Origin of the sequence: Curtobacterium sp. NPDC086286 (assembly GCF_044746255.1) — a bacterium.
Classification (GTDB): Bacteria; Actinomycetota; Actinomycetes; order Actinomycetales; family Microbacteriaceae; genus Curtobacterium.
In genome coordinates this window covers 314,630-340,920 of record NZ_JBIVBW010000003.1, presented here as the reverse complement: position 1 = coordinate 340,920, position 26,291 = coordinate 314,630, and the positions used below count along the sequence as shown (strand labels likewise).

General features: G+C 72.1%; 21 protein-coding genes. 9 read left to right on the top strand and 12 right to left on the bottom strand.

Translation table 11 applies throughout. From position 1 onward, the window contains the following. Window positions 1-60: 60 nt before the first annotated feature. Genes ACIPKM_RS07495 through ACIPKM_RS07485 form a run of 3 tightly spaced genes read right to left on the bottom strand, consistent with a single transcriptional unit; the run spans window position 61 to window position 6,322 of the window. Window positions 61-1,992, bottom strand: coding sequence for a prolyl oligopeptidase family serine peptidase (locus ACIPKM_RS07495; RefSeq protein ID WP_309777718.1), 1,932 nt, complete (start codon window positions 1,990-1,992; stop codon window positions 61-63). Then, window positions 1,989-3,773, bottom strand: coding sequence for an N-acetylglutaminylglutamine amidotransferase (locus ACIPKM_RS07490; RefSeq protein ID WP_402736477.1), 1,785 nt, complete (start codon window positions 3,771-3,773; stop codon window positions 1,989-1,991). Before ACIPKM_RS07490 ends, ACIPKM_RS07495 begins: the two co-directional genes overlap by 4 nt. After that, window positions 3,773-6,322, bottom strand: a complete 2,550-nt coding sequence (locus ACIPKM_RS07485) for a carboxylate--amine ligase/circularly permuted type 2 ATP-grasp protein (protein WP_071294263.1) — start codon at window positions 6,320-6,322, stop codon at window positions 3,773-3,775. The genes ACIPKM_RS07490 and ACIPKM_RS07485 overlap by 1 nt, the downstream gene beginning before the upstream one ends. Before the next feature lie 127 nt (window positions 6,323-6,449). On the opposite strand from ACIPKM_RS07485, the gene ACIPKM_RS07480 reads away from it, so the two are divergent. Together ACIPKM_RS07480 and ACIPKM_RS07475 are read left to right on the top strand one after the other, a co-directional pair. Then, on the top strand, window positions 6,450-7,799 hold the full coding sequence (locus ACIPKM_RS07480) for an alpha/beta fold hydrolase (protein ID WP_402736476.1): 1,350 nt from the start codon (window positions 6,450-6,452) through the stop codon (window positions 7,797-7,799). Next, window positions 7,796-9,385 carry a GMC family oxidoreductase gene (locus ACIPKM_RS07475; protein ID WP_309887268.1) on the top strand — a complete coding sequence of 530 codons (1,590 nt, stop codon included), beginning with the start codon at window positions 7,796-7,798 and terminating at the stop codon, window positions 9,383-9,385. The genes ACIPKM_RS07480 and ACIPKM_RS07475 overlap by 4 nt, the downstream gene beginning before the upstream one ends. A 69-nt stretch (window positions 9,386-9,454) precedes the next feature. Here the strand turns inward: ACIPKM_RS07475 and ACIPKM_RS07470 are convergent, their stop codons facing one another. The 6 genes from ACIPKM_RS07470 to ACIPKM_RS07445 all read right to left on the bottom strand — a co-directional run bounded on the left by ACIPKM_RS07470 (window position 9,455) and on the right by ACIPKM_RS07445 (window position 15,934). After that, a complete protein-coding gene (locus ACIPKM_RS07470) occupies window positions 9,455-9,823 on the bottom strand; it encodes a hypothetical protein (RefSeq protein WP_402736475.1) in 369 nt (122 codons plus the stop codon). A 429-nt stretch (window positions 9,824-10,252) separates the two neighbouring features. Then, entirely contained in the window at window positions 10,253-11,128 is an 876-nt protein-coding gene (locus ACIPKM_RS07465; RefSeq protein WP_071302258.1) for an ABC transporter permease, read from the bottom strand. Next, the gene (locus ACIPKM_RS07460) at window positions 11,125-12,057 is read right to left on the bottom strand and encodes an ABC transporter permease (RefSeq protein WP_217637333.1); all 933 of its coding nucleotides are present in this window, start codon (window positions 12,055-12,057) and stop codon (window positions 11,125-11,127) included. Before ACIPKM_RS07460 ends, ACIPKM_RS07465 begins: the two co-directional genes overlap by 4 nt. Further along, window positions 12,054-13,265: a PotD/PotF family extracellular solute-binding protein gene (locus ACIPKM_RS07455; RefSeq protein ID WP_071302259.1), complete on the bottom strand. Its 1,212-nt coding sequence runs from the start codon at window positions 13,263-13,265 to the stop codon at window positions 12,054-12,056. Before ACIPKM_RS07455 ends, ACIPKM_RS07460 begins: the two co-directional genes overlap by 4 nt. Then, complete coding sequence (locus tag ACIPKM_RS07450) at window positions 13,262-14,449, bottom strand: ABC transporter ATP-binding protein (protein ID WP_139199240.1); 1,188 nt, start codon at window positions 14,447-14,449, stop codon at window positions 13,262-13,264. Before ACIPKM_RS07450 ends, ACIPKM_RS07455 begins: the two co-directional genes overlap by 4 nt. Before the next feature lie 42 nt (window positions 14,450-14,491). Then, the gene (locus ACIPKM_RS07445; protein ID WP_402736474.1) at window positions 14,492-15,934 is read right to left on the bottom strand and encodes an aminobutyraldehyde dehydrogenase; all 1,443 of its coding nucleotides are present in this window, start codon (window positions 15,932-15,934) and stop codon (window positions 14,492-14,494) included. A 113-nt stretch (window positions 15,935-16,047) separates the two neighbouring features. Between ACIPKM_RS07445 and ACIPKM_RS07440 the strand changes: the two genes are divergently transcribed. From ACIPKM_RS07440 to ACIPKM_RS07425, 4 genes are read left to right on the top strand one after another with little or no spacing between them, the layout of a single operon-like run. Next, complete coding sequence (locus ACIPKM_RS07440) at window positions 16,048-16,530, top strand: Lrp/AsnC family transcriptional regulator (protein ID WP_070417426.1); 483 nt, start codon at window positions 16,048-16,050, stop codon at window positions 16,528-16,530. Further along, on the top strand, window positions 16,527-17,960 hold the full coding sequence (locus ACIPKM_RS07435; RefSeq protein WP_071302262.1) for an aspartate aminotransferase family protein: 1,434 nt from the start codon (window positions 16,527-16,529) through the stop codon (window positions 17,958-17,960). Before ACIPKM_RS07440 ends, ACIPKM_RS07435 begins: the two co-directional genes overlap by 4 nt. 2 nt (window positions 17,961-17,962) lie before the next feature. Beyond that, complete coding sequence (locus ACIPKM_RS07430; RefSeq protein ID WP_071302263.1) at window positions 17,963-19,327, top strand: FAD-binding oxidoreductase; 1,365 nt, start codon at window positions 17,963-17,965, stop codon at window positions 19,325-19,327. Next, entirely contained in the window at window positions 19,327-20,664 is a 1,338-nt protein-coding gene (locus ACIPKM_RS07425; protein WP_402736473.1) for a flavin monoamine oxidase family protein, read from the top strand. Before ACIPKM_RS07430 ends, ACIPKM_RS07425 begins: the two co-directional genes overlap by 1 nt. A gap of 16 nt (window positions 20,665-20,680) precedes the next feature. On the opposite strand, the gene ACIPKM_RS07420 is transcribed toward ACIPKM_RS07425, so the two are convergent. After that, window positions 20,681-21,127, bottom strand: coding sequence for a hypothetical protein (locus ACIPKM_RS07420; protein WP_402736472.1), 447 nt, complete (start codon window positions 21,125-21,127; stop codon window positions 20,681-20,683). Window positions 21,128-21,263: 136 nt separating this feature from the next. Between ACIPKM_RS07420 and ACIPKM_RS07415 the strand changes: the two genes are divergently transcribed. Both ACIPKM_RS07415 and ACIPKM_RS07410 read left to right on the top strand, forming a co-directional pair. Next, window positions 21,264-22,346 (top strand): VanZ family protein, encoded by a 1,083-nt coding sequence (locus tag ACIPKM_RS07415; protein ID WP_402736471.1) that lies wholly within the window; start codon window positions 21,264-21,266, stop codon window positions 22,344-22,346. A gap of 498 nt (window positions 22,347-22,844) precedes the next feature. After that, window positions 22,845-23,492, top strand: a complete 648-nt coding sequence (locus ACIPKM_RS07410; RefSeq protein WP_402736536.1) for a hypothetical protein — start codon at window positions 22,845-22,847, stop codon at window positions 23,490-23,492. On the opposite strand, the gene ACIPKM_RS07405 is transcribed toward ACIPKM_RS07410, so the two are convergent. Further along, window positions 23,485-24,417, bottom strand: coding sequence for an SDR family oxidoreductase (locus tag ACIPKM_RS07405; protein WP_402736470.1), 933 nt, complete (start codon window positions 24,415-24,417; stop codon window positions 23,485-23,487). The two genes, ACIPKM_RS07410 and ACIPKM_RS07405, sit on opposite strands and share 8 nt — an antisense overlap. Window positions 24,418-24,544: 127 nt before the next feature. Between ACIPKM_RS07405 and ACIPKM_RS07400 the strand changes: the two genes are divergently transcribed. After that, entirely contained in the window at window positions 24,545-25,387 is an 843-nt protein-coding gene (locus ACIPKM_RS07400; RefSeq protein ID WP_071302268.1) for a helix-turn-helix transcriptional regulator, read from the top strand. A gap of 12 nt (window positions 25,388-25,399) precedes the next feature. On the opposite strand, the gene ACIPKM_RS07395 is transcribed toward ACIPKM_RS07400, so the two are convergent. Continuing rightward, window positions 25,400-26,218: an SDR family oxidoreductase gene (locus tag ACIPKM_RS07395; RefSeq protein WP_402736469.1), complete on the bottom strand. Its 819-nt coding sequence runs from the start codon at window positions 26,216-26,218 to the stop codon at window positions 25,400-25,402. Window positions 26,219-26,291: the final 73 nt, after the last annotated feature.

The window sequence follows — 26,291 nt, the reverse complement described above, 5'->3', positions numbered from 1 at the left end:
CACCGCGTGACACAGCACCCGGGGGGCCGGCGGCCAGCGGCAGGCGGCCAGCGGCAGGCGCTACGCCAGCCGCGCCGCCACGAACGCCACCATCCGCCGCACGAGCTCCGCGCGCGACGTGGCCCGGCGGTACTCGTGCCCCTCGCCCGCGAGCTCGAGGTACTCCACGTCGTGCGACCTCGCCGTGAGCGCCTCGACCACCTGGTGCGCCTCACCGATCGGCACGTTGGTGTCGAGCTCGCCGTGCACGACGAGCAGCGGCGCGGTGACGTCGTCGATCGCCCGCATCGGCGACAGCGAGTCGAGCAGCGCGGCGTCGTCCACGGGGTGCCCGTACTTCGTCGCGGCCGCGGAGGCGATCCACGGCTCGGTGTCCCGGTAGAAGGTCGCGAAGTCGCTCATCCCGCAGACGGCGACCCCGGCCGCGAAGACGTCGGGGGTGAAGGCCAGGGAAGCGAGCGTGGCGTACCCGCCGTACGAGCGGCCCTCGACGGCGACCCGGGAGCGATCCGCGTACCCGTTCGACACGAGGAACCGCGCGCAGTCCACGACGTCGGCGAGCGCGTTCCAGCGCAGCCCGAGGTCGTCCGCGTGCACGAAGTCGCGTCCGTACCCGCTGGACCCGCGGATGTTCGGTGCGAACACGGTGATGCCGGCGGCGGCGAGCGCCTGGTGCTGCGGTGAGAAGGTGGGTCGCTCCTGCGACTCCGGCCCGCCGTGCAGGTGGACGAGCGCTGCGCGCGGCTCGGGAGGCACGGCACCGACCTCGGGACCACCACCGGTCGACGACGTGGCCGGCTCCACCGCCCGGTACAGCCAGCCGGTGATCTCCAGTCCGTCGCGCGCCGCGAAGCGCTCGAGGGTCGGCTCGACCAGCGGCACCTCCGGCAGCCCGGGGACGCCGGTGACCCGGCTCCAGGTCAACGCGTTCGTGTCGAGGCGCCAGAGCTCCCGGGGCCGCAGGGGTCCCTCGACGGCGAGGAGCACGCTGCGCCCGTCGCGGCTGAGGACCGGGTCGGTGACGACGTACCCGGGCAGGTCCGGCACGGGCGTCCGCGAGGCGTCGTGCGTGTTGATGAGGTCGAGCTCGCTCCGGCCGTCGACGTTCCAGACGAGCAGCAGGGTCCGGCCGGCGTCGTCGGCGTCGAGGTACTCCAGTTCGGCGTCGTCGCGCTCGGTGATCCGCCGGGGTGCACCGCGCCAGCCGTGCGGGCCGACCGGCTGGGCGACGAGCCCGCGGCGGGGCAGTCCGGCCTCGGTGGCGACGTAGGCGACGAGCGGACTGGTCTCGCTGGCGGGTGCCGGTCGGAGGAAGGCGATCTCCGCCGAGCCGTCCGGCGAGTCGGCGAGCAGCGCGTGGCTCTCGTCGGTGAGCCGGTCGACGACCACGACGAACTCGTGGCCGCGTTGCCCGTCCCGGAGCACGACGAGGCGCTCCTCGACGCTGAGGTCGAGGATGTGGATGAGCTCCCCCACCGCGAGGTCGTCGCGGTCGCCGGAGACGGGGTCGACGAGGTAGGAGCGGGCGGGCTGGTCGGCCTCGGTGGACGGCAGGGTGATGACGACCCGGTGGCCGCTGCGGCTCCACGGCCCGAGTTCGGCGTGCTGGTACCGCGACCCGGCGATCTGCGCGGCGTCGGTGCCGTCGGGTCGGACCACCCAGACCTGCTGCTTCACGCCGCCGTCGGTCGCGATGGCCACGGCGAGCCACTCCCCGTCGGAGGACCACGTCACCCGGATCACGGGGTCGTCGGACAGCCGGATCCGTACGGGCTCGGGTGCTTCGTCGCCGACGACGACGTCCTGCACGAAGACCTCGGGGGTGCCGTGCCGGTCGCTGACGAACGCGACGCGGCGGGCGTTCCGCGTCATGGTGGGCCCCCACGATCCCCAGGCCGCGACGAGGCGCTCGCCCAGGTCGGCCGCCTGCCGGGCGCGTGCCGACGGCTCGAGGTGGGTCGCGCCTCCTGGCCGCACGGCGGGCCCGCTCACCGCACCCCCTGCTGCTGCAGCCACATCTCGATCAGGCCGAGCTGCCAGAGCGCGTTCGCGCCGATCTCGGTCCGCGTGCTGTTCGGGTCCTGGAGCATCCGCTCGACCGTACCCGGATCGAAGAGCCCGCGCTCCCGCGCCTCCGGGGCGTGGAGCGCCTGCCGGACGCGCTCGAGGTACGGGCCCTCGAGCTGCCGGATCGCCGGCACCGGGAAGTACCCCTTCGTCCGGTCGATGACGGCGTCGGGGACGATGCCGCGGGCCGCGCGCTTCATGACGCCCTTGCCGCCGTCCGCGAGCTTGAGCTCGGGTGGGATCGCGCCGGCGAACTCGACGAACTCGTGGTCGAGGAACGGCACGCGGGCCTCGAGTCCCCACGCCATCGTCATGTTGTCGACGCGCTTCACCGGGTCGTCGACGAGCATCGTCATCGTGTCGCTGCGGAGCGCGGCGTCGACGCTGGTCTCGGCGCCCGGCACGGCGAACGCGGCGTCCACGAACGCCGAGGGCGTGTCGTCGTCGCTCCGCCAGCGTTCCCCGAGCAGGGGTTGGAGTGCCGGCCACCGGCGGTCCATGAACACCGAGCGGTAGACCTCGGCAGCCTGGTCCCGCGGGACGGAGGCGAGCGGCGGGTACCAGCTGTAACCGCCGAGCACCTCGTCCGCACCCTGCCCGGACTGCACGACCTTGACGTGCTGCGACACCTCTTCCGAGAGCAGGTAGAAGGCGACGCAGTCGTGGCTGACCATCGGCTCGCTCATCGCGCCGATCGCGCCGTCGATGCCGTCGAGCAGGCGCGACGAGGGGATGCGGATGCGGTGGTGGTCGGTGCCGAAGTGGCGCGCGACCTCGTCGGAGTACTCGAACTCGTCACCGGACTCGCCACCGGCCGACTCGAAGCCGATGCTGAAGGTGGCGAGGTCCTGCTGCCCGGCCTCGGCGAGCAGTGCCACGACGAGCGAGGAGTCGATCCCGCCGGAGAGCAGGACGCCGACCGGCACGTCGGCGACCATGCGGCGCTCGACCGCGGTGCGGAGCTTCGCGGTGAAGGCCTCCTGCCAGTCCTGGTCGGTCCAGTCGGCCTTGTCCGGGTCGCGCTCGAAGCGGGGCGCCCAGTACGTCTCGTCACGGGAGGTCCCGTCGCGCTCGATGACCCGGACGGTCGCGGGCGGCAGCTTGCCGACGCCGGACAGGATCGTGCGGGGCGCCGGGACGATCGAGTGGAAGGTCATGTACGACGCGAAGGCGACCGGGTCGATGCTCGTGTCGACGCCACCACCGGCCAGGACAGCGGGCAGTGAGCTCGCGAACCGCACCCCGCCGGGGACCTCGGCGACGTAGAGCGGCTTGATGCCGAGCCGATCGCGGGCGAGGACGAGCCGGCCGCTGGCGTGCTCCCAGATGGCGATCGCGAACATCCCGACCAGGTGGTCGACGAACCGGGTGCCCCACTCGGCGTAGGCGGCGAGGATGACCTCGGTGTCCGAGGTCGAGAAGAACTCGTGGCCCCGGCCGCGCAGCTCGTCGCGGAGCTGTCGGTAGTTGTAGACCATGCCGTTGTAGGCGATGGTCAGTCCGGCACGGGGGTGCACCATCGGCTGCGCGCCCGCGGTGGACAGGTCGACGATCGACAGCCGTCGGTGCCCGAGCGCGACCGGTCCGCGTGCCCACAGCCCGTCGCCGTCGGGGCCGCGGTGCACGAGGCAGCCCGTCATCCGCGCCACGGCCGCGACGTCCGGCGCCGTCCCGTCGAACCGGAGTTCTCCCGCGAGTCCGCACATCAGCTGTCCCCTGCCGTTCCGGTGATCCAGGTGTCCTTGGCGCCGCCGCCGCGCGAGGAGTTCACGACCATGCTCCCCTCCGGCGCCACCCGCGTGAGCGCGACGTCGGCGAGGTGGGTGTCGTCCGGCCCCGTGCCCGTGACGTAGACGAAGGCGCGCAGGTCGACGTGCCGGGGGTCGAGGCCGGCCGGGCCGATGGTCGGGTGCGACGACAGCTGCACGACCTCCTGCCCGACCCAGCGGTCGGGGTCCGCGGCGATCGCCCGGCGCCGCTCGGCGACCTCGGGAGCGCTCGCGCTCGGACCGATCAGGACGTCCCGACCGCCCTCGCCGTCGACGGGCTTCGTCACGAGCTCGCCGACGCGGTCGAGCACGGAGAGCCGCTCGCCCTCGATGCTGGTCCGGTACGTCGGGACCGAGTCGAGCAGCGGCTTCTCGTCGAGGTAGTACCAGATGAGGTCCGGCACGGTGACGTACATCGCCTTGTCGTCGACGAGCGCGTTGCCCGGCGCGTTGGCCAGGTGCACACCGCCGGCCTCGGCGACGTCGAGGATGCGCGCACCGAGGTCCGGTGCGTGCTCCGCCGCGAGCGCGCTGACGTCGCGGTCGATGCGCAGGTACAGCCCGTGCAGCACGTCACCCGTCCGCGCCTCGACGACGTGTCCGTCGCGGACGTCCAGGTCCGAGCCGGCCAGGAGGCGCAACCCGGCCCCGTCGGCCAGTCTGCGGTGCTCGAACCACGCGCCGGCGGCGGGGCCGTCGCTGATCAGCGCGATCACCGGGTCCGGTTCACCGGTCACGGCGGTCGCGTTCGTGCGGAGCGTGTCGCGGAGGCGGTCGACCACTCCGTGCGGGTCGAGCAGGTGCTCCGGCCGCGGGGCGTCCGGCACCACCTCGTCCATCAGCTCGCGGAGCGCGATGCCGTACGCGACGCCGGAGGGCGACCGGACGTTGTCCTCGAGCACGCGCCACCCGCCGAACTCGTTCCGGACCAGGTCGAACCCCATCACGGGCGCACGCACGGCGTCCTGCGGCAGCCGGGCGGCCGCCGGGTCCCACCCGTTGGCCCCGACGAACTGGCGCTCGTCCATCGCGCCGTCCGCCACTATCCGCCGGGGCCCGTAGGCGTCGCGGAGGAACAGCTCGATCGCGCGGGCGCGCTGCCCGAGGCCGGCGGCGAGCTGGCTCCACTCGTAGGCGCTGACGGTCCGCGGGACGAGGTCGCAGCCGAACGCCTGGACGCCGCCGTCGACCACGAAGCCGACCTCGTGCTCGCGGGTCCAGGTGTCGCGGGCGGCGCAGCGTTCGATGGTGGTCTCGGCGTCCCACCCGCGGAAGAACACCGCGAGGTCGCGGAACGCGGGGCGGGGCCGGGCTCCCGGTCCGACGGCCTCGTCACCGGCGCGGACGCGGTACGACGGCAGCGTCACGGTCGGGTGCTCGGTGCGGCCGGAGGGCGTCCCGGCGGTGTCCTCGACGACCGAGGCCACGACGTCGTCGAGCTCGCCGCGCTCGGCGTACGCGGTGCGCTGCCGGTCCGTGGAGTTCCCGCGGGCGAGGGTGTCCTCGACGAGCTCCGCCACCGTGCCCCAGTCGCCGAGCTCCTCGAGCTCCGGACGGAGCCGTGAGACGAGCTGGCGGACGGCGGTCTCGGCGGGCAGCCGCTCCGGGTGCTGCCCGAGCCCGAGCAGTTCGCCGGTCAGGCCACCACGGGCGGCCTGCCACATCGCCGCCCGGTGCAGGGGCTCGCTGCGCGGTCGCCACTCGGCTCCGGACTCGACCGCCTTCTCCGCCTTGCGGACGGCGGCGCGGAACAACCCGGCGATGAGCACGGCGTCGTCCACGATCGGCGTCGCGTCGCACACCCGGAGCTCGAGCGTCGGGGCGTGCGAGGACGGCCGCACGTCGAAGTAGGCCATCTTCTTGTCGGCGATCACCCCGGACGCGATGAGGTCGTCGAGCATCGCGTCGTACTCGGCGGCGTCCTTGACACGCCCGAAGCTGCCCGCCGAGGGCCAGCGCTGCCAGATGATGCTGCGGAACGACGAGTAGCCGGTGTCCTGCCCGTTCCAGAACGGACTCGACGCGCTGAGCGCCAGCAGCACCGGCAGCACCGGGGCCACCCGCTGGGCGATCTGCACCGCCAGGTCGCGGTCGCTCACACCGACGTGCACCTGCAGGCCGCAGATGAGCTGTTCGTCGACGAGCATCCGGTACTGCTCCTGCATGCGGCCGTACCGTCCACCGGAGGTCAGCTCGAAGTCGGCGTACTCCGACCGCGGCGCGGTGCCGGCGGCGGCGATCGTGACCCCGGCGGGGGCGATCGCGGCGCTCAGCTCGCTGCGCAGGTCGACGATCACCCGTCTCAGGTCGTCGAGGGTGCGCACCACGGGGGTGTTCGTCTCGATGGTCGTGCGCTGGAGTTCAGCGCCGAACCGGTCGGCGGGCAGTTTGGGCAGAAGGCGCGGGGCCTTCGCGGAAAGTCGTCCGGAATCGAGGTCGATGAGGTGCAGTTCTTCCTCGGCGCCGAGCGTCAGCTCTGCACTCATGGGCCGAACCTATCGCCGCACCTTGTGGAAGGCCCCGCCCGACGGCAGATCGTCGCATGCTCGAAACAATGCCGCACGGGGTACACCCCGCTGGGAGCGCCGGCGCCGCGGCACGTAGGAACGAAGGATGCCCACCACCGTGTTCTGCCTGCACGCCCTCGGATCGAGTTCCGAGGAGTTCGTCGGGCTGCGGTCCCGCCTCGCCGGGACGCTCGACCTGGTCGGGATCGACCTGCCCGGGTTCGGCACCAGCACGGCGGCGACCGGCACCACCGTCGAGGAGATGGTCGTGCTCGTCGAACGTGCGATCGGCCGGAGCGGTGCCACCGACTGGGCGCTGATCGGGCACTCGATGGGCGGGAAGGTGGCGTCCGTCGTCGCCTCGCGCACCGTCGACGGCAGCAACGGCCTGTTCGGCCTGCGCGCCGTGGTGCTGCTCGCCGCATCGCCGCTCTCCCCCGAGCCGATGGACGAGGAGCGCCGGCAGACCATGCTCGACTGGGCGTCGGACGGCGAGATCGGCCCCGACGAGGCCGATGCGTTCGTCGACGCCAACACCGCGTCCCGCCTCGACCCGGAGCCGCACGCGATCGCGGTGCACGACGTCGAACGCGCGGTCCCGCAGGCCTGGACCGACTGGCTCGTCCGCGGCAGCCGCGAGGACTGGTCGACCGTCTTCCCGCCGAACCCGGTCCCCGCCCTGGTGCTGGCCGGCGCCGAGGACGGCGACCTCGGCCCCGAGGCCCAGCGGACGCTGAACCTGCCGCACTGGACCGCGGGCGAGTTCGACGCGGTGCCGGACGCCGCGCACCTGCTGCCGTGGGAGCAGCCCGACGCCGTCGCCGACCGCATCCGCGACTTCTGGCACCGTCGGGTCGACCACGGTCCGCTCGTCCCCGCCGAGACCGCCCGCGTCATCGCCTCACCCCGCGTGAGCGCACGGACCCGCGGCATCCTCACCGTCCGAGCGCTCCCCGACGCCCCGGACCGCGAACCGCGTGCCCTCACCCGCGAGCAGCTCGACACGTTGCGCGCCGTGGCCCGCGTCGTCGTCCCGCAGCCGGGCGACCGCCACCTCGACCTCGCACTCCGCGTCGACGACCAGCTCGCCGACGAACTCGGCGACGGCTGGCGACCGGACGGCCTGCCCGCCGACGTCGAGGCCTACCGTGCCGGACTCGACGCACTCCGCAGCGAAGCCGCGCAGGGCGACGAGCACCTCGCCGGGGTGCTCGACGCGGTCGCCGCGGGCGAGTACACACCGACGACGGGTCCGCTCGACGGTTCGCAGCTGCGAGCGTGGCTCGAGGACGCCAGCGTCGACCTCGCCAAGCAGTGGATGGCGCACCCCGCGACGATGGCCGCGATCGACTACGACGGCTTCGCCAACGGCGGCGACGGGCTGCGCAAACAGGGCTTCCTGCTCCTCGGAGCCGGCGAGCGCGAAGCATGGGAACCGACGGGAGCCGGACGATGAGACTCGACCACCAGCGCCACCACAGCGAGGACGAGGTCGTCGACGTCGTCGTCGTCGGGACCGGCGCGGGCGGCGCACCGCTGCTCGCGACCCTCGCCCGCCGAGGCCTCAGCGTCGTCGCGCTCGAGGCCGGCCCGAACACCGACCCGGAGCAGTACACCCCCGACGAGGTCGAGGCGCCCGGGGACATCAACTGGATGGACGAGCGGATCAGCGGCGGCAGCGCCCCGACCGCCTTCGGCCCGAACAACAGCGGCACCGGCGTCGGCGGCTCGACCCTGCACTGGGGCGCGTTCACACCGCGGCCGAACCAGCACGACATCCGGCTCCGCACCGACTCCGGGCAGGGCGAGGACTGGCCGATCGACCACGCCGAGCTCACCCGCTGGATCGAGCAGGCCGAGCACGACGTCGGCGTCGCCGGACCCGCGCACTACCCGTGGGACCCGGAGCGCCGCTACCGCATGGGCCCGCCGCCGCGGAACGCCTCGTCGGACATGATGATCCGGGGTGCGGCCGCCGTGGGCATCACCGCCACGGACGCCCCCGTCGGCCTCACCACCGAGGACCGGCACCAGGAGCACCACGGGCTCCGCCAGGCCTGCGTGTCCTGCGGTTCCTGCCACCAGGGCTGTCGGAACGGCGCGAAGGTGTCGATGGACACCACCTACCTGCCCGCGGCCGTCGCGTTCGGTGCGGAGATCCGCGCCGAGGCGTTCGTGCACGGCATCGAGCTCGACGCCCGGGGCCGGGTCGAGGCCGTCGTCTACCGCCAGGACGGCCGCGACCACCGGCAGCGCTGCCGCACGCTCGTCCTCGCCGCGGGTGGCATCGAGACCCCGCGCCTGCTGCTGCACACCGGGATCGCGAACAGCAGCGGCCAGGTCGGCCGGAACTTCACCGCGCACGGGGCCACCCAGGTCTGGGCGACCTTCGACGAGTCGATGCGGTCCTACCGCGGGTACCCGTCGTCGATCATCACCGAGGACTTCGTCCGCCCCGCCGACGCGGACTTCGCGGGCGGCTACCTGATCCAGAGCCTCGGCGTGCAGCCGCTGACGCTCGCCACCTCGCTCGTGCGGGGCGGTGGGCTCCGCGGTGCCGCGCTCGTCCGGGCGCTGCAGGACTACCCGCGCATGGCCGGCGTCGGCATCAACGCCGAGTGCCTGCCGTACGACGACAACCGGCTCGTCCTCGCGGACGAGGTCGACGCGAACGGGGTGCCGAAGGCCCGCGTCACGTTCTCGCCCGGGTCGAACGAGGAAGCGATCACCCGCCACGCGGTCCGCACGATGACCGCGATCGTCGAGGCAGCGGGCGGCACGGACGTCCGGGTCCTCGACCGCACGGCGCACACCGTCGGCACAGCGCGGATGGGCACCGACGCGGGGAACTCGGTCGTGGACGCCGCCGGCCGGTCGTGGGACGTGCCGAACCTGTGGGTCGTGGACAACTCGGTGTTCCCGAGCTCCCTCATCGCGAACCCGGCGCTGACGATCATGGCGCTGTCGCTGCGCACCGCCGACCGGCTGCTCCGCGACGACGCCTCCGCCGACCGCGAGCAGGCCGCGACCGCCGTCGCCTGACGCGCGAGCCGAGGGGCGGGAGGCGCGGTGCGGGCTCGCACCGCGCCTCCCGTCCGTCATCGGTGACGGTCAGTCGTCGGCGGGTGCCCGGTCCTCGATCGGCACCACGACCGGATCCGCCCGGCGCGCACGCATGCGCGCACGGCGGTCGACGTCGAGGTCGTCCTCCGGAGGGTCGTTCGCGTCCGAGCCCACGAGCCAGGTGAGCCCACGCAACCCGCGCCGGTCGTCGGAGACGAGTGCGATCGACCAGAGCGCGCCATCGTGCTCGGCGGCGCGGCGCTGGGCCCAGTCGACGGCCTGCAGGACGTCGGCCTCGAGCAGGTCGGTCGTCTCCGTCGCGAACACGTCGCCGTCGGGGCGCTGGACGTACACGCGGAAGCGCGGGCGCGGGTCCTCCCACGTGCTGTCGCGCTCGTCGACCTCGATGACGTCCATCCCCCGACCCTCCTGGCTGATACTGGAATACCACGTAGGATCGGTGCGGGGGTGTCGCACAGCCGGACTGCACCCCTGGGGCAAGCGTGAAGCCCACCACCGCGCCAACGGTGATGGGCTTCTGGGTGCTCTCCGAGTGGAAAGCCGGGACGGGCACAAGCCGTTCCCGAGTCTGAACGCTCGGGATCAGTGTAGCGGGACCGGGGTCCCACTGCACGCCCGTCCCGGCCCGCTCCTCGTGTCCGCCGGCGCCGACACCCGGAGGTGGGATCGATGTCGCACGACGACGGATCCAAGCCCAGGCGTCAGGTTCCCTGGCTGGGGATCGCGAGCTTGCTCGTGACCGTGGCCAGGCTCCTGCACGACCTGTGGCGGAAGGGCTGAGACAGGGCGTCCCGCAGCGGTGCAGACCGGTGCGGGACGCTCCACTCAACCGCGGGTGCGCGCCAACCGCCGGTTCAGCGCCCCGTTCAGCAGCGCCACGAGCAGCCCCACCGCGAACACGAGCGTGCCGAAGCACAGCACCTGCGGCGGCATCCCGGCCTTGGCGGCGCCGTACACGAACAGCGGGAACGTGACCGAGGGCCCGGCGACGAACGAGGTGATCACGTAGTCGTCGATCGACATCGCCAGCGCGAGCAACCCCGCGGCCAGCATGCCCGGCGCGAGCAACGGCAGGGTCACGAGCCGGAACGCCTGCAGCGGCGTCGCGCCGAGGTCCCCCGCGGCCTCCTCGAGCGCCCGTGACGTCCCCGCGATCCGCGCCCGGAGCACCACGACGACGTAGGCGACGTCGAACGCCACGTGCGTGAGCAGGATCGTCAGGAACCCGGTGCCGAGACCGACCGACAGGAAGAACGACAGCGACGCGGACCCGACGACGATCGACGGCGCCGCGATGTCCGCGAACACGACGGCGTTCACGGCACCGCGCCCGGGGAACCGGTAGCGCTCGAGCGCCAGGGCCAGCGGCAGGCCGATCGCGACCGAGATGATCGCGGCGAGGAAAGCGATGACGACCGAGGTGACGAACGCCTGTCCGAGGCCGGAGACGTTCACGAGGTTCGCGTACCAGTAGGTCGTGAACCCGTTCCACGCGAACGACAGCCGGTTCGTCGGGGCGTCGTTGAACGAGTACACGATCATGTAGACGATCGGCACGAGGGTGATCGCGATGGTGACCCAGTACACGATCGCGAGCCACGGCCCGCGGCGGCTCACCCCGTGCCGGCCGGGTCGGCGCGCGGCCGTCCCGGTGGCGGGTGCGGCGGGTGCGGTGGCGCGGGGCGGTGCGACGGCGGTCATACGAGGTCCTCGAGGTCGTCGGTGCCGGAGACGCGGGCGTAGATGAACAGGATGATGCCGAGCACGACCATGAGCACGGTCGAGAGCGCCGCGGCGACGTTGTACTGCTGGTTGCCGGAGTAGGCGTCCTGGATCGCCTGCCCGATCGTGTACGTGTTCGTGCCGCCCAGGAGCGCCGAGTTCACCGGGTCGCCCACGCTGTCGATGAAGACGAGCAGGACACCGGCGAAGATGCCCGAGCGGGACAGCGGCAGCGTGGTGTGCCAGAACGCCCGGACCTTGCCGGCGTAGAGGTCGTTCGCCGCCTCGCCGAGTCGGGGGTCGATGCGTTCGAGCGCGGCGTAGATCGGCAGCACCATGAACGCCAGGTCGTTGTAGGCGTCGCCGAAGATCACCGCGCCACCGGTCCCGAGGATGTGGAAGTCCTTGCCGGCCAGGCCGATCGCCTGCAGCGCCGTGACGACCGGCCCCTGCGAGGCGAGCACGAACGCCCACATGTCGGTGCGGATGACGAACGACACGAGGAAGCTCACGAACACGAGCATGAGGAGCGGGTTCTTCCACCGTGGCGACACCCGGAACGCGATGAAGTACGCCACCGGGTACCCGACGATGATCGTCACGACGGTCGCGGCCGCGCCGTACCAGAGCGACCGGCCGAGGAACGTCAGGTACGGCACCTGCGGGTCGATGAACAGGGAGCCGTAGATCCCCCAGTTCCACGTGAACGTGTAGCCGTCGTCCGGGTTGCCCGACATGAGCGAGACGATGAGTCCCGACACGAGCGGGATGACGAAGAACACGGCCAGGTACGCGGTGCCGACGACGGCGAGCAGGAACGGCACCCGCAGGCGACGACCGTGCCGCACGGGCGCGGGTCCCGGTCCGGCCCCGAGACCGGCGGTCCCGGCCGTCCCGACGGCGCTCACGACTGCACCACCGCGTTGAAGATGCCGTTCCACTCGGAGTACTCGTCGTAGTTCTCGAACACCCGGAACTCGTGCGACTTGTCGAGCACCTCGGACGACGGGAACACCAGCGGGCTGTCCGCCACGGTGGGGTCGTCCAGCTCGTCCCGGACGTAGTCCTCCGCGGCGGGCACGGGGCAGACGTAGTTGACGTAGTCCTCGACGATGCCGGCGATCTTCGGCGTGTAGTAGAAGTCCATCCACTCCAGGGCCGACACCGGGTTCGCCGCCTGCCGGGGGATCATGAGGTTGTCGTGCCACATCATCTGGCCTTCCTCGGGCGTGACGAACCGCAGGTGCTCGAACCCGGACTGCTGCGCCTGGAACACGTCGCCGGACCACGCCTGGGTGATCCAGGTGTCACCGTTCTCGAGCTTGTTGATGTAGCTCTGGTCGTAGAACCCGGTGACGCTCGGGCGGAGCTTCCGCAGCCAGTCCTGGGCCGTCCGCCAGTCCGCGGGGGTCGAGGTCTCCGGGGCGATGCCGTTCGCGAGCAGCCCGAGGGACCCGAGCTCGGTGTTGTCGCTCATCAGCCCGACGCGGCCCCGGAACGCCGGGTCGAGCAGGTCCTGGAACGACGTGATCTCGCGGTCGATGTACTTCGGGTTGTAGGCGATCCCGGTGAACCCGGTCTGCCACACGACCGAGTGCTTGTTCCCGGGGTCGTAGGTCGGGTCCTTCACGGAGTCGCCCGCGTTCGCCGCGAAGTTCGGCAGCCGCGAGTGGTCGAGCTCGCACACGAACCCGTTCTTGATCATCTGCGTCAGCTCGAAGCCGTTCGTCATCACGACGAGGTCGTAGCCGGTGGCCCCCTGCGCGCGGAGGATCGGGGACACCGTCGCGTAGAACGTGGCGTTGTCCTGGATCACGGCCTGGTAGTCGACCGAGATCCCGGTGGCCCGCTCGAACAGCTGGATGGATTCGGACTTGCCGTGGTCGGAGTCGATGTAGAGCGGCCAGTTCGCGAAGTTGAGCTGCTTCGTCGCCTTCTGGTCCGCCCAGAACCGCTCCCAGTCCACCGGGTGTTCGGCGAGCGACGCCGCCGACCCCTTGATGCTGCAGCCGGCGAGCAGGGCGGCGACCGCGGCGGCCCCGCCGCCCGCGAGGAACCCGCGACGGCTGACGCGTGCGGACGTCAGTCCGCGCACCAGGTCCGGTCGCGGACTCACGCGACGACCCCCGCGGTGGCGGGCGCGGACTGGAGGCACGGGTCGGCTCCGGCGGTGACGGTCGCGTCGGACGCGGGGTGCGCCTCCAGGCCGAAACCGTGGTCGACGCCCCACGTGAGCCAGACCTCGGTACCGGTGGCGATGCGCGGTCCGCCCTTGGAGTTCTGCGCGAAGACGGAGACGCGGCCCGCGCCCGGCACGTCGACGAGGTACTGGGTGCTGACGCCGGAGAACGACACGTCGACCACACGGCCGGGGCCGAGGATGTTGCGACCGGCCTCGGGTGCCGGCTCGGCGGTGCGGATCTTGAGCTTCTCGGGACGGACGCCGACCACCACGTGTCCGGTCGTCGCGACGGCCCGGTCGGTCGGGACGGCGATCGTGCCGGCCGCGGTGGCGACGACGAGGAGTCCGCCGTCGGTGCCGCGGACCTCGCCCTCGAGCAGGTTCGACTGCCCGAGGAAGTTCGCGACGAACGCCGTGCGGGGCAGCTCGTACAGGTCCTGCGGGCTGCCCATCTGCTCGATGCGGCCGCCGTTCATGACGGCGACCGTGTCGGCCATCGTCATCGCCTCCTCCTGGTCGTGCGTGACGTGCAGGAAGGTGAGACCGACCTCGGCCTGGATCGTCTTCAGCTCGAGCTGCATCTGGTGCCGCAGCTTGAGGTCGAGGGCGCCGAGGGGCTCGTCGAGCAGGAGCAGGGCCGGGCGGTTCACGATCGCGCGGGCGAGGGCGACGCGCTGCTGCATGCCGCCGGACAGCTGCGCCGGACGCTTCGACGCCGAACCCTCGAGCTCGACGAGCCGCAACGCCTCGGTCGCCTTCGTCATCGGGTCCGGGATGCGCCGGCGCTTCAACCCGAACGCCACGTTCTCGAGCACGCTCATGTGCGGGAACAGCGCGTAGTTCTGGAACACCGTGTTGACCGGCCGCTGGTACGGCTTCGTGTCGGTGACGTCCCGTCCGCCGATCGTGATCGTGCCGCTCGTGGGCTCCTCGAGGCCGGCGACGAGCCGGAGCGTCGTCGTCTTGCCGCAGCCGGACGGCCCGAGCAGCGCGAAGAACGAGCCGGCCGGGACGGTGAGGTCGAGGGCGTCGACCGCGGTGTGGCCGGGGAAGGACTTGGTGATCCGGTCGAGCCGGAGATCGGCTCCCGATTCGGCGAAGGTGCCGGTCATTGCCATGGTGCCTCCTGCTGCTCGTGCTGCTCGGGGTCGGGTTCGGGCTCAGCCGATGTAGGACATGACGTGCTTGATGCGGGTGTAGTCGTCGAACCCGTACTGGGACAGGTCCTTGCCGTAGCCGGAGTGCTTGAAGCCGCCGTGCGGCATCTCGGCGACGATCGGGATGTGGGTGTTGATCCACACGCACCCGAAGTCGAGGTCGCGGGCGAAGCGCATCGCCCGCGCGTGGTCCGTCGTCCACACCGAGCTCGCCAGGCCGTACTCGACGCCGTTCGCCCACGCGAGGGCCTGCTGCTCGGTCGAGAAACGCTGGACGGTCTGCACCGGGCCGAAGATCTCCTGCTGCACCGCGCGGTCGTCCTGCCGGAGCCCGGAGACGATCGTCGCCTCGTGGTGGAAGCCGCGGTCGCCCAGGCGGTGGCCGCCGAGCTCGATCGACGCGTGGTCGGGGAGGGTGTCGATGAACGACCGGACCTGGGCGAGCTGGGCCGCGTTGTTCACCGGGCCGAAGTACGGGGTCGGCGCGTCCGGGCCGGTCTGCGCGTCGATCCGCGCCGCCTCGGCGAGCGCCGCCACGAACTCGTCGTGGATGCCGTCCTGCACGAGCAGGCGGGTGGCGGCGGTGCAGTCCTGCCCGGCGTTGAAGAAGCCGGCGGCGACGATGCCGGCCACGGCGGCGGGGACGTCGGCGTCGTCGAACACGATCACCGGTGCCTTGCCACCGAGTTCGAGGTGGGTCCGCTTGAGGTCACCGGCGGCGGCGCGGGCGACCTCGATGCCGGCGCGGACGGAGCCGGTGATCGACACGAGCTGTGGTGTGGGGTGGTCGATCATCGCGGCACCGGTCGTCCGGTCCCCCACGACGACGTTGAGCACGCCCGGCGGCAGGAACTCGGCGGCGACCTCGGCCAGCAGCAGGGTCGACAGCGGGGTGGTGTCGCTCGGCTTGAGCACGGTCGTGTTCCCCGCGGCGAGCGCCGGCGCGAACTTCCACACCGCCATGTTGAGCGGGTAGTTCCACGGGGTGACCTGGGCGACGACACCGATCGGCTCGCGCCGGACGAACGACGTGTGGTCGGTCATGTACTCGCCGGCGCTCCGCCCCTCGAGGTTCCGGGCGGCGCCGGCGAAGAAGCGGATCTGGTCGACGGAGAGCAGGATCTCGTCCTCGACGAGGGTGGCGCGGGGCTTCCCGGTGTCGAGCGACTCGAGGTCGGCGAACTCCTCCGCCCGCTGCTCCATCGCGTCGGCGATCCGGAAGAGCGCGAGCTGTCGTTCCGCCGGTGTGGTGCGGCCCCACGTCCCGAACGCGGTGCTCGCCGCACGGAAGGCCGCGTCGACGTCGGCGGCACTGGACACCGGCGACGTGCCGTAGACGTGCTCGTCGGTCGGGTCGATCAGGTTGAAGGCCGCGTCGGCACGGACCTCGACGGACGCGCCCCCGATGAAGTTCCGGACCTCGCTCGTCTTCGTGGTCTCCCGCATGGCGGCGATACTGGCACGGAAAAAGCCGGTTCGGAAGACTTGTAACAACGGAAATCGTCGTGAAACACGGTGTTCACAACGGATTCCCTTGCTTTCTGGGCGATGGCGCTGCAATGCTGTCCGGCATGGCGGCAGCACCACGACGTCCGGGACCGATCGACGACACCTCGAAGCGGATCATCGAACAACTCCAGGCGGACGGGCGCCGTCCGTACGGCGAGATCGGCAAGGCGGTCGGTCTCAGCGAAGCGGCGGTCCGGCAGCGCGTCCAGAAGCTGACCGAGACCGGCGTCATGCAGATCGTCGCGGTGACGGACCCCCTGCAACTCGGGTTCCACCGCCAGGCGATGATCGGCATCCGGGTCAGCGGCGACACCCGAACCGTCGCCGACGAACTCGAACGGCTCCCGGCGGTCGACTACCTCGTCATGACCGCCGGGAGCTTCGACCTCATGGTCGAGGTCGTCTGCGAGGACGACGACGACCTGATCGAACTCCTGAACGGCACGATCCGGGCGATCCCGGGCGTCGCCGGCACCGAGACCTTCGTCTACCTGCAACTCCGCAAACAGCTCTACGACTGGGGAACGCGATGACCATCTCCGAACGACCCACCACCCGTCTCGGCTCGTACGAACCGTTCGCACCGGTGGACGACGCCGCGCTGCAGCAGAAGTCGCGCGACCACCTGTGGATGCACTTCGCCCGGCACGGCGCGAACCAGGCCGGTGCCGACGTGCCGATCATGGTCCGCGGCGAGGGGCACCACGTCTACGACAGCCACGGCAAGGAGTACATCGACGGGCTCTCCGGCCTGTTCGTCGTCGCCGCGGGCCACGGCCGGAAGCGCCTGGCCGAGATGGCCGCCAAGCAGGCCGAGACGCTGTCGTTCTTCCCGATCTGGTCGTACGCGCACCCCGCGGCGATCGAGCTCGCGGACCGGTTGGCCGACCACGCCCCCGGCGACCTCAACAAGGTGTTCTTCTCGACCGGCGGCGGCGAGGCCGTCGAGACCGCGTTCAAGCTCGCGAAGTACTACTGGAAGCTCCGCGGCAAGCCGATGAAGCACAAGGTGATCTCCCGCGCGGTCGCGTACCACGGCACCCCGCAGGGAGCACTCGCCATCACGGGCATCCCGGCGATGAAGCAGATGTTCGAGCCGCTCGCGCCGGGTGGCTTCCGCGTGCCGAACACCAACTACTACCGCGCCGCCGAGATGGGCTTCGCCGGCGAGAGCGAGGAGGAGTTCGGCTTCTGGGCGGCCGAGCGCATCCGCGAGATGATCGAGTTCGAGGGCCCGGACACCGTCGCCGCGGTCTTCCTCGAGCCGGTGCAGAACTCCGGCGGCTGCTTCACCCCGCCGCCCGGGTACTTCCAGCGGGTCCGCGAGATCTGCGACGAGTACGACGTGCTGCTGGTCTCCGACGAGGTGATCTGCGCGTTCGGCCGGATCGGCACCATGTTCGCGTGCGACACCTACGGCTTCGTGCCGGACATGATCACGTGCGCGAAGGCGATGACCTCGGGCTACTCCCCCATCGGCGCGACGATCATCAGCGACAAGCTCTTCGAGCCGTTCTCCACGGGCGACACGACCTTCTACCACGGCTACACGTTCGGCGGGCACCCGGTCTCCGCCGCCGTCGCGATGGAGAACCTCGACATCTTCGAGGAAGAGGGGCTCCTGCAGAACGTCCAGCAGAACGCCCCGCTCTTCAAGGCCGAGCTCGACACGCTGCGCGACCTGCCCATCGTCGGGGACGTCCGTGGTGACGGGTACTTCTACGGCATCGAGCTCGTGAAGGACAAGGCCACCAAGACGACCTTCGACGACGCCGAGTCAGAGCGCCTGCTCCGCGGGTTCCTGTCGAAGGCGCTGTTCGACGCCGGGCTGTACTGCCGTGCCGACGACCGCGGCGACCCCGTCGTGCAGCTCGCGCCGCCGCTCACCATCGGGCAGCCGGAGTTCCGCGAGATGACCTCGATCCTGCGGAGCGTCCTGTCCGAGGCCTGGACGAAGATCTGACCGTGACCGGCTACCGGGGCGTCTCGTTCTGGCTCGACGCGCTCGTCACGAGCGGCCGCGACGACCTGACGCCCCGCCCGCCGCTCGACGGCGACACCACCGCGGACGTCTGCATCGTCGGCGGTGGACTGACGGGTCTCTGGACCGCGTGGTACCTGCACCAGGCCGACCCGCGCCTCCAGGTCGTCGTCGTGGAACGCGAGATCGCGGGCTTCGGCGCGTCCGGACGCAACGGCGGCTGGTGCTCCGCACTGTTCCCGCGGTCCGCCGAGGCGATCGCCCGCGAGCACGGCCGCGACGCGGCCCTCGCCCTGCGTCGGGCGATGCGCGACACCGTCGACGAGGTCGGGCGCGCAGCGTCCGAGGCCGGAGTCGATTGCGACTACGTCAAGGGCGGCACCGTCCTCTACGCGCGCTCCGCCGTGCAGGAACGCGCGGCCCGCGACGAGGTCGCCGCCTCGGCCGCGTGGGGCGACGACATGACGTACCGCGACGCACGCCCCGGCGATGCCGCCGGATCGGCCGGTGTCGCGTGGACGCCGGACTGCGCGCGGGTCCAGCCCGCAGCGCTGGTGCGCGGCCTGGCGGCGGCCCTGGAGGCGCGGGGCGTCCGGATCGCGGAGCACACGCCCGCCTCGTCCTGGGATCGCGGGCGCGTGGTCACGTCGCGTGGGACCGTCACGGCCGGTGCCGTGGTCATCGCGGTCGAGGGCTACGGCGCGCAGCTCGAGCAGACGAAGCGGCGCATCCTGCCGCTGTACTCGCTCATGATCGCGACGGCACCGTTGCCCGCGGCGGTGTGGGACCGCGTCGGGCTCGAGCACGGGCAGACGTTCTCCGACTACCGGCACCTGCTCGTGTACGGGCAGCGCACGGCAGACGACCGACTGGCGTTCGGCGGACGCGGAGCCCGCTACCACTGGGGGTCCGCGATCACCCCCGGCTACGACCGGGTACCGCGCGTGTTCGAGCACCTGCGGCGGTCCCTGGTCGAGCTGTTCCCCGCCGTCGCCGACGCCCCGGTCACCCACACGTGGGGCGGACCCCTCGGGGTGCCCCGTGACTGGTGCGCCTCGGTCACCTGGGACGGCCACGTCGGGACCGCCGGCGGCTACGTCGGCGACGGCCTGTCCACGACGAACCTCGCCGGACGGACGCTCGCCGACCTCGTGCGGGGTGTGTCCTCGCCGCTGACCGCGCTGCCGTGGGTGAACCACCGGTCGCCGGACTGGGAGCCGGAGCCGCTGCGGTTCCTCGGGGCGAACGCCGGGCTCGTGGCCACCGACCTGGCCGACCGCGAGGAAGCACTGACCGGGCGGCCGAGCCTCGCCGCCCGCCTGATGACACCGCTGACCGGAGGACACTGATGGCTGCACTCGATGCCGACGTCGTCGTCGTGGGGGCCGGGGTCGCCGGGCTCGCCGCAGCTCGAGCGCTCGTGCAGGGCGGGCAGCGCGTCGTCGTGCTCGAGGCCCGCGACCGCATCGGTGGCCGCACCTGGACCGACGACGAGATCGGGGTGCCGGTCGACCTCGGCGCCTCGTGGATCCACGGCATCGAAGGCAACCCGCTCTGGTCCCTGGCGTCCGCGTTCGGGATCGAGACCGTCGAGTTCACCGTCGGCAGCTTCCAGTTCGACGGGCGGCCGATCGGCTGGCACGCCCCGTCCGGACGGCGGTTGACCGCGCCCGAGGCCGCGTCGTTCGTCGCGGACCTGCACACCGTCGACGCGGCCCTCGCCGCGGTGGTCGCCGACGCCCCGCCGCCGGCGACCTACGCGTCCGCCGTCGACACCGCGCTGCGGTCCCTGCAGTGGCAGGGCGACCGGGCCGCGCGGATCCGCGAGTACACGGCGCACCGCTCCGAGGACCTCTGCGGCGCCCCGGTCACCGTGCTCGACGCGCACGGGCTCGACGAGGAGCACGTCGCCGGCGACGAGGTGGTGTTCCCCGGCGGCTACGCCCAGTACGCGCACGCCCTGGCGGCCGGGCTCGACGTCCGCCTGTCCTCCGTCGTCGCCGCCGTGCGCTCGTCGTCCTCGGGCGTCGTCGTCGGGCTCGCCGACGGGACGACCGTGTCCGCTGCGGAGGTCGTCGTCACGGCGCCCCTCGGCGTGCTGCAGGCCGGCGCGATCACGTTCGAGCCACCGCTCGAGCCCGCGGTGCTCGACGCGATGGGCCGACTCGGGATGGGCGTCTACGACAAGGTGTTCCTGCGGTTCCCGTCCCGGTTCTGGGGCGAGTCGTGGGTGGTCCGCCAGCAGGGGCCGGCCGGAGTCGACTGGCACTCCTGGTACGACATGTCCCGGGTGACCGGCGAACCGGTGCTCGCGGCGCTCGTGGGCGGTGCCGGCGCGCGGCGGATCGAGTCGCTACCCGATGCCCTGGTCGTCGACGAGGCGGTCGAGGCGCTGCGCCGGATGTTCGGGCCCACGGTCCCGGAGCCGGACGGCGTGCGGATCACCCGGTGGGCGGCGGACCCCTTCGCGCGCGGGTCGTACTCGTACCTGCACGTGGGGGCGTCACCGGACGACCACGACCTGCTCGGCACCCCGTCGGGGCGGGTGCAGCTCGCCGGTGAGGCCACGTGGGGCGACGACCCCGCGACCGTGCACGGGGCGCTGCTCTCCGGGCTGCGGGCGGCGGGGCGGTTGCTCGGGCACGAGGTGTCGGCCGGGTCGTTGGCGGGGCCGCTGCCCGGCTGACGGGCGTGACGCTCCGTCAGTCGAAGGCCGGGGTGTCCGCCGAGCACCGCACCGCGTCGCCCGGCTGCGCCGACGTCTCGCTCGCGATCTCGCGCTTCCCGTCGAGCAGGATCCGGCACGTCGCCGTGGCCCCGGCGCCCGGCGTCGCCCGCACCGACGCCCGCTGCTCGGCGAGGACGATCGCGTCGTGCTCCCAGCGCGACCCCTCGCCGTCCGAGGACCCGGTCTCCTGCGCGTCGAGCCGGTGCACCGCGGGCGTTTCGCCGCGCCGCTCGGCACCCTCGACCCGCACGTCGGTGAGGGCGGCCCCGCTCGGCTGGTCGACGCGGACCTCGTAGGTCACGGACCAGGCATCGCCCGTCTGCTGCTGGACGAAGCTGCACCCGGTCGCGAGCACCGCGACGGAGCCGGCGACCACGGCGGCGGCGAGGAGACGGACGGTGGGACGGTTGCGTTCGGACATGCCACCAGCCTGCGCACCGACCGCCCGCGGATCGTCCTCCGGGCGACGCGACCCCGTGCGACGACGGATCGATCCCGGGTCCTCCGAGCGGTTGACATCGGCTCCGTCCGCCCGCGCGGTCAGTACCGTCGACCGCATGGGAACCGTGCTGCCAGGCGTGATCGCGTTCGTCGTCGGGGTCGTCCTCGCCGTCGGGGCGCTCGTGCCGTGGACGGCGTGGGAGTACCGCCGTCACGGGCAGCTCGGCTTCCGACGCTCGCTCGTCGCGTTCGGCACGCTCGTCTACGCCCTCGCGCTCGTCACCTACACGCTGCTGCCGCTGCCCGACGACGTCGCGACGATGTGCCGGAACACGGCCTCGCCGCAGCTGACGCCGTTCGCGTTCCTCGGGGACGTCGCGAAGGAGGGCGGGATCTCCGGACCCCGGTCGCTGCTGTCCAACCCCGCGTCGGCGCAGGTCCTGTTCAACGTGCTGCTCTTCGTGCCCCTCGGCGCACTCGCCCGGCACGCGGTCGCCCGGAGGCGTGTGTTCGCCGGCCTGCTCGTCGGGCTCGGCGCCGGGTTCGTGGTGTCCCTGCTCATCGAGACGACGCAGCTCACCGGCGACTGGTTCCTCTACCCGTGCTCGTACCGCCTCTTCGACGTCGACGACCTGCTCGCGAACACGACCGGCGCCGTGGTCGGCACGCTCCTCGCCCCGCTCGTGGGACTGCTCGCGGGGTCCGGGCGGACCACCGACGCGGACGCCCCACGCCCGGTCACCGCGGCACGACGGTTCTCCGGCATGCTCGCGGACGTGCTGGCGATCTGGCTCCTGTCCGGCACGCTGAGCGTCGGGACCGCCCTGGCGTGGGCGATCGCCGGGCGGGACGACCAGGACCCGGTGCTCGGCACGCTCATCACCGCCGGTGCCCTGGTCGCCCCGTTCGCACAGCTCGTGGTCGTGCTCGCGACGGGCCGGACCCTCGGTGAGCACGTCGTCCGGCTCCGTCCGGCCCCGACACCGGGGACCGGGAGGCGCGTGGTGCGCTGGGCGCTCGGCTCCGGCGGGTGGGCGGCACTGCTCGCCGTGGACGTCCCGTTCTCCGCGTTCCTCGCGTTCGTGCTCGCGGTGACGTCGGTCATCGCGGTGTGGGCGACCCGCGGCCGGCGCGGGTTCGCGCTCGCGGTGATCCGGGCGGAGGTCGAGGACGACCGGGTGCCGGCGCGCGTCGGGTGAGCGGGTCCGACGGGTGCCCCGCGCCGGCGAGAGCGCGGGACACCCTGGGCTCAACCCTTGCGCCACACGTCGTGCAGGAACCGGGCCAGGGTCACGAGCAACGTCGCGATCCCCAACCACGGCACCTGACGGCGTCGACGCGGTTCGTCGTCGGAGGACATCCGAACCACCTTCCGTGTCAGCGCCGGCGGACACGAAGAGCAGGGGCCGAGGGACGTGCGACCCGACGGTGATCGGGCTACACTGGTTCCGAGTTCAGGCTCGGGACGCATCGTGTCCCTCGTTCTCCACTCGGAGAGCAAATCGAAGCCCATCGCTGTTTCCCCAGCGGTGGGCTTCATCCTTGCTCGGGCCACGCTCCGGCGGTGACGCGGCCCGCCACCAGCCTACTGATGTTCCATGTTCCGGTGAGAGCGACACGGGGGTCGTACTGACCGGACCCTCACGGGTCGCACGGGCCCGGAACGGTGTTCGAGTGCCACACTCGGAGCCGTGACGATGACGCGGACCACACCCCGGCACGAGCACCGCGGGCCGGTCGCCGTCGCCGTGCTGGTGAACCTCGCGCTGAGCCTGTTCCTGCCCGACGAGGTCCTGTTCTTCCCGTCCTGGGTGGTCCCGCTCCTCGGGGTGCTGCTCCTCACCCCGCTCATCGTGTTCAACCCTCGGCGGCTGACCCGTGAGACCACCTGGTCGCGGTGGCTGTCCACGGGCCTCGCGGTCCTGCTGACGGTCGCGAACCAGCTGACCGTCGTCCGTACGATCGACGAGCTGCTGCACGGGCACCCCGACGGCGGCGCGGTGCTCCTGATCGCCCTGCAGGTCTGGGTGAGCAGCATCATCGCGTTCGGGCTCGTGTACTGGGAGCTCGACCGGGGCGGCCCCGTCGCCCGACGGCAGCCAGGGCTGTGGGTGACCGACCGCGCCGACTTCCAGTTCCCGCAGGAGACCGACCCGAAGACAGCGGCCTGGCGGCCGGTGTACCTCGACTACCTCTACGTCGCGCTGACGAACATGATGGCGTTCAGCCCGACGGACACGATGCCGATGACCATCCGGGCGAAGATGATCATGGCCTACCAGTCGATCGGCGGGTTCATCCTGCTGGCGCTCGTGATCTCGCGCGCGGTGAACATCATCAGCTGACCGAACTCCCGACGAGCGACTCCGACACGTCCCAGAACCGAGCGGCGTCGTCGTCACGGAGCAACGGCGCCCACGGCTTCCGACGGCCGGCCGGTCCGCCGAGCTGCCCGGGTCCGGTCGGACCGACGAAGCCTCCGTCGAGGTCCGCGTCGGTCGCCGCGAGCAGGGCCGGCTCCGCCGCCGAGGCCGGTGTCCCGACGAGGAGCCCGCGCGCCGACAGCCAGCGGATCAGCCGGACGGCCACGGTGTCGCCCGAGCGTCCGATCTCCGGGCGTGCGGCGAGCAGGCTCGTGGGTGCGACACCGGGGTGGCTGACCGCACTCGTGATCCCCCACCCACCGGCCCGGCTCCTCCGACCGAGCTCGAGGGCGAAGAGCGCGCACGCGAGCTTCGACTGCCCGTACGCCCGCGCGACGTCGTAGTCCCGCTCGGACTGCAGGTCGTCCCACCGGATCGATGCACGCTGCGCCGCCACGCTCGACTGCATCACGACCCGACCGTTCGCGGCACGGAGCAGGGGGAGCAGGGCGCCGACGAGTGCGACGTGCCCGAGGTGGTTCGTGCCGAACTGCAGCTCGAAGCCGTCCCGGGTCGTCTGCCGCTCCGGCGGGTTCATCACGCCGGCGTTCCCCACGAAGACGTCGATCGGCGTGCCCTCGGACCGCATCCGCTCCCCGAGCGTCGACACGGACTCCAGCGAGGAGAGGTCCAGGTCCTCGAGCAGCACGGATGCATCCGGGTGCTGCGCGGTGATCCGGGCGACGGCCGCCGCTCCCTTGTCGCGGTTGCGCACCGGCACGACCACCTCCGCCCCGGCGCCGGCGAAGCGCGCGGCGATCTCCAGTCCGATGCCGTCGCTCGCTCCGGTCACCAAGACCCGGCGTCCGCCGAGGTCCGGGAGGGTGAGTCGTTCGTTCCGTGCCATGGTCCGCCTCTTCCGTCGTGGTGAGCACCCGATCCGGCACCCGAGACGATCGTCGCCGCGTCGTGCACACGCAACCACGGCCTGACGATCCGTGGCTGCGGTCGACGCCCCGGGAGAGGATGGGCGCATGATCGACCGAGCGTCCCTCGCGGACTTCCTCCGCAGCCGTCGGACGGCCCTGCAGCCCGAGGACGTCGGCCTGCCCCGGGGCCAGCGCCGTCGAACGAGCGGGCTGCGGCGCGAGGAGGCGGCGCTGCTGAGCAACATGTCCGTCGACTACTACGCGCGGCTGGAACGGGAGCGCGGACCGCAGCCGTCCGACCAGATGCTCGCGTCGATCGCGCAGGGCCTGCGCCTCACGATCGCGGAGCGCGACCACCTCTTCCGACTCGCCGGACACGAGCCCCCGACCGCGGCGTCCGGCGGCGACCACGTCAGCCCCGGCATGATGCGCATCTTCGACCGGCTCGCCGACAGCCCGGCCGAGATCGTCACCGAGCTGGGCGAGACGCTGCAGCAGACGTCCCTCGCCGCCGAGCTCACCGGTGACGCCAGCGGCCGACGCGGCGACGACCGGAGCATCGGGTACCGGTGGTTCGCCGACCCGGCGTCCCGGGACGTCCACCCGGTCGAGGACCACCCCTTCCTGTCCCGGATGTACGCCTCGGGTCTCCGCACCGTCATCGCTCGCCGCGGACCCGACTCCCGGGCCGCACACCTGGCCGAACGGCTGCTCGCGACGAGCGAGGAGTTCCGCGAGGTCTGGGCGCGCCACGAGGTCGGCATCCGCCCGCGTGACGTGAAGACCTACCGCCACCCGGAGGTCGGGCTGCTCACCCTGCAGTGCCAGGTGCTGCAGGACCCCGACAGCTCGCAGAACCTGCTCGTGTACACTGCCGAACCCGGCAGCGAGACCGCCGAGCGACTCCGGCTGCTCGCCGTGGTCGGCTCGGCGGTCGGTCGCGCCTGACCTCGGAGGTCGTCAGGCGCCGTGCGCCTCCTCGGCCACCGGCTGCCACTCGCGCCAGGTCGCCAACCGCGACTCGTAGTCACGCTCCGCGATGCCGAGCGGCGCCTTCCCGAAGAACACCCGCAGCGGCGGCTGGTCCGCGTCGACGACCTTCAGGATCGCGGACCGGGTCGCCTCCGGCTTGCCGGGATCGGCAGCGGACGGGCGCTTGGACGCGGCCTCGCGCACGTCGGCGTAGGCGGCGATCTCCTCGCTGTGCTTCGAGGACGGACCGGACCAGTCCGTCGAGAACCCGCCGGGCTCGACGAGGGTGACGTGGATGCCGAAGCCCGCGACCTCCTGGGCCAGCGACTGCGAGATCCCTTCGAGCGCCCACTTCGACGCGTGGTATGCCCCGACCGTCGGGAACGCACTGATCCCGCCGATGCTCGACACCTGGATGATGTGTCCGGACCCCTGCTCGCGCATGATCGGCAGCGCCGCCTGGGTGACCCAGAGCGCCCCGAACAGGTTCGTCTCGAGCTGCGCGCGCACCTCGTCCTCGGTGAGCTCCTCGACCATGCCGAAGTGGCCGTAGCCGGCGTTGTTGACGACGACGTCGAGGGAGCCGAAGTGCTCGGCGGCACGCTGGACCGCGGCGATGTCGGCTGCACGGTCGGTGACGTCGAGCTGCAGTGCGAGGAACGTGTCCGGGTACTGGTCGACGAGGTCGTGCACGTCGTCGGGGTTGCGGGCGGTCCCGGCGACGGAGTCCCCGCGCTCGAGTGCCGCTTCCGTCCACTCGCGACCGAAGCCCTTGGACGCGCCGGTGATGAACCAGGTCTTGCTCATGTGTCCTCCTGTTGTCTGACCGGATCAGCCAACGCCCGGGGCACGGGTGTCACCTCGACGCCCGGGGGACGCG

What these genes read in the sequence shown, in the direction of transcription:
- ACIPKM_RS07490 (WP_402736477.1), bottom strand. Translation starts at nt 3,773, where the DNA reads ATGTGCGGACTCGCGGGAGAACTCCGGTTCGACGGGACGGCGCCGGAC.
- ACIPKM_RS07485 (WP_071294263.1), bottom strand. Translation starts at nt 6,322, where the DNA reads ATGAGTGCAGAGCTGACGCTCGGCGCCGAGGAAGAACTGCACCTCATC.
- ACIPKM_RS07480 (WP_402736476.1), top strand. Translation starts at nt 6,450, where the DNA reads ATGCCCACCACCGTGTTCTGCCTGCACGCCCTCGGATCGAGTTCCGAG.
- ACIPKM_RS07475 (WP_309887268.1), top strand. Translation starts at nt 7,796, where the DNA reads ATGAGACTCGACCACCAGCGCCACCACAGCGAGGACGAGGTCGTCGAC.
- ACIPKM_RS07470 (WP_402736475.1), bottom strand. Translation starts at nt 9,823, where the DNA reads ATGGACGTCATCGAGGTCGACGAGCGCGACAGCACGTGGGAGGACCCG.
- ACIPKM_RS07465 (WP_071302258.1), bottom strand. Translation starts at nt 11,128, where the DNA reads ATGACCGCCGTCGCACCGCCCCGCGCCACCGCACCCGCCGCACCCGCC.
- ACIPKM_RS07450 (WP_139199240.1), bottom strand. Translation starts at nt 14,449, where the DNA reads ATGGCAATGACCGGCACCTTCGCCGAATCGGGAGCCGATCTCCGGCTC.
- ACIPKM_RS07445 (WP_402736474.1), bottom strand. Translation starts at nt 15,934, where the DNA reads ATGCGGGAGACCACGAAGACGAGCGAGGTCCGGAACTTCATCGGGGGC.
- ACIPKM_RS07440 (WP_070417426.1), top strand. Translation starts at nt 16,048, where the DNA reads ATGCTGTCCGGCATGGCGGCAGCACCACGACGTCCGGGACCGATCGAC.
- ACIPKM_RS07435 (WP_071302262.1), top strand. Translation starts at nt 16,527, where the DNA reads ATGACCATCTCCGAACGACCCACCACCCGTCTCGGCTCGTACGAACCG.
- ACIPKM_RS07425 (WP_402736473.1), top strand. Translation starts at nt 19,327, where the DNA reads ATGGCTGCACTCGATGCCGACGTCGTCGTCGTGGGGGCCGGGGTCGCC.
- ACIPKM_RS07420 (WP_402736472.1), bottom strand. Translation starts at nt 21,127, where the DNA reads ATGTCCGAACGCAACCGTCCCACCGTCCGTCTCCTCGCCGCCGCCGTG.
- ACIPKM_RS07415 (WP_402736471.1), top strand. Translation starts at nt 21,264, where the DNA reads ATGGGAACCGTGCTGCCAGGCGTGATCGCGTTCGTCGTCGGGGTCGTC.
- ACIPKM_RS07410 (WP_402736536.1), top strand. Translation starts at nt 22,845, where the DNA reads ATGACGCGGACCACACCCCGGCACGAGCACCGCGGGCCGGTCGCCGTC.
- ACIPKM_RS07405 (WP_402736470.1), bottom strand. Translation starts at nt 24,417, where the DNA reads ATGGCACGGAACGAACGACTCACCCTCCCGGACCTCGGCGGACGCCGG.
- ACIPKM_RS07400 (WP_071302268.1), top strand. Translation starts at nt 24,545, where the DNA reads ATGATCGACCGAGCGTCCCTCGCGGACTTCCTCCGCAGCCGTCGGACG.
- ACIPKM_RS07395 (WP_402736469.1), bottom strand. Translation starts at nt 26,218, where the DNA reads ATGAGCAAGACCTGGTTCATCACCGGCGCGTCCAAGGGCTTCGGTCGC.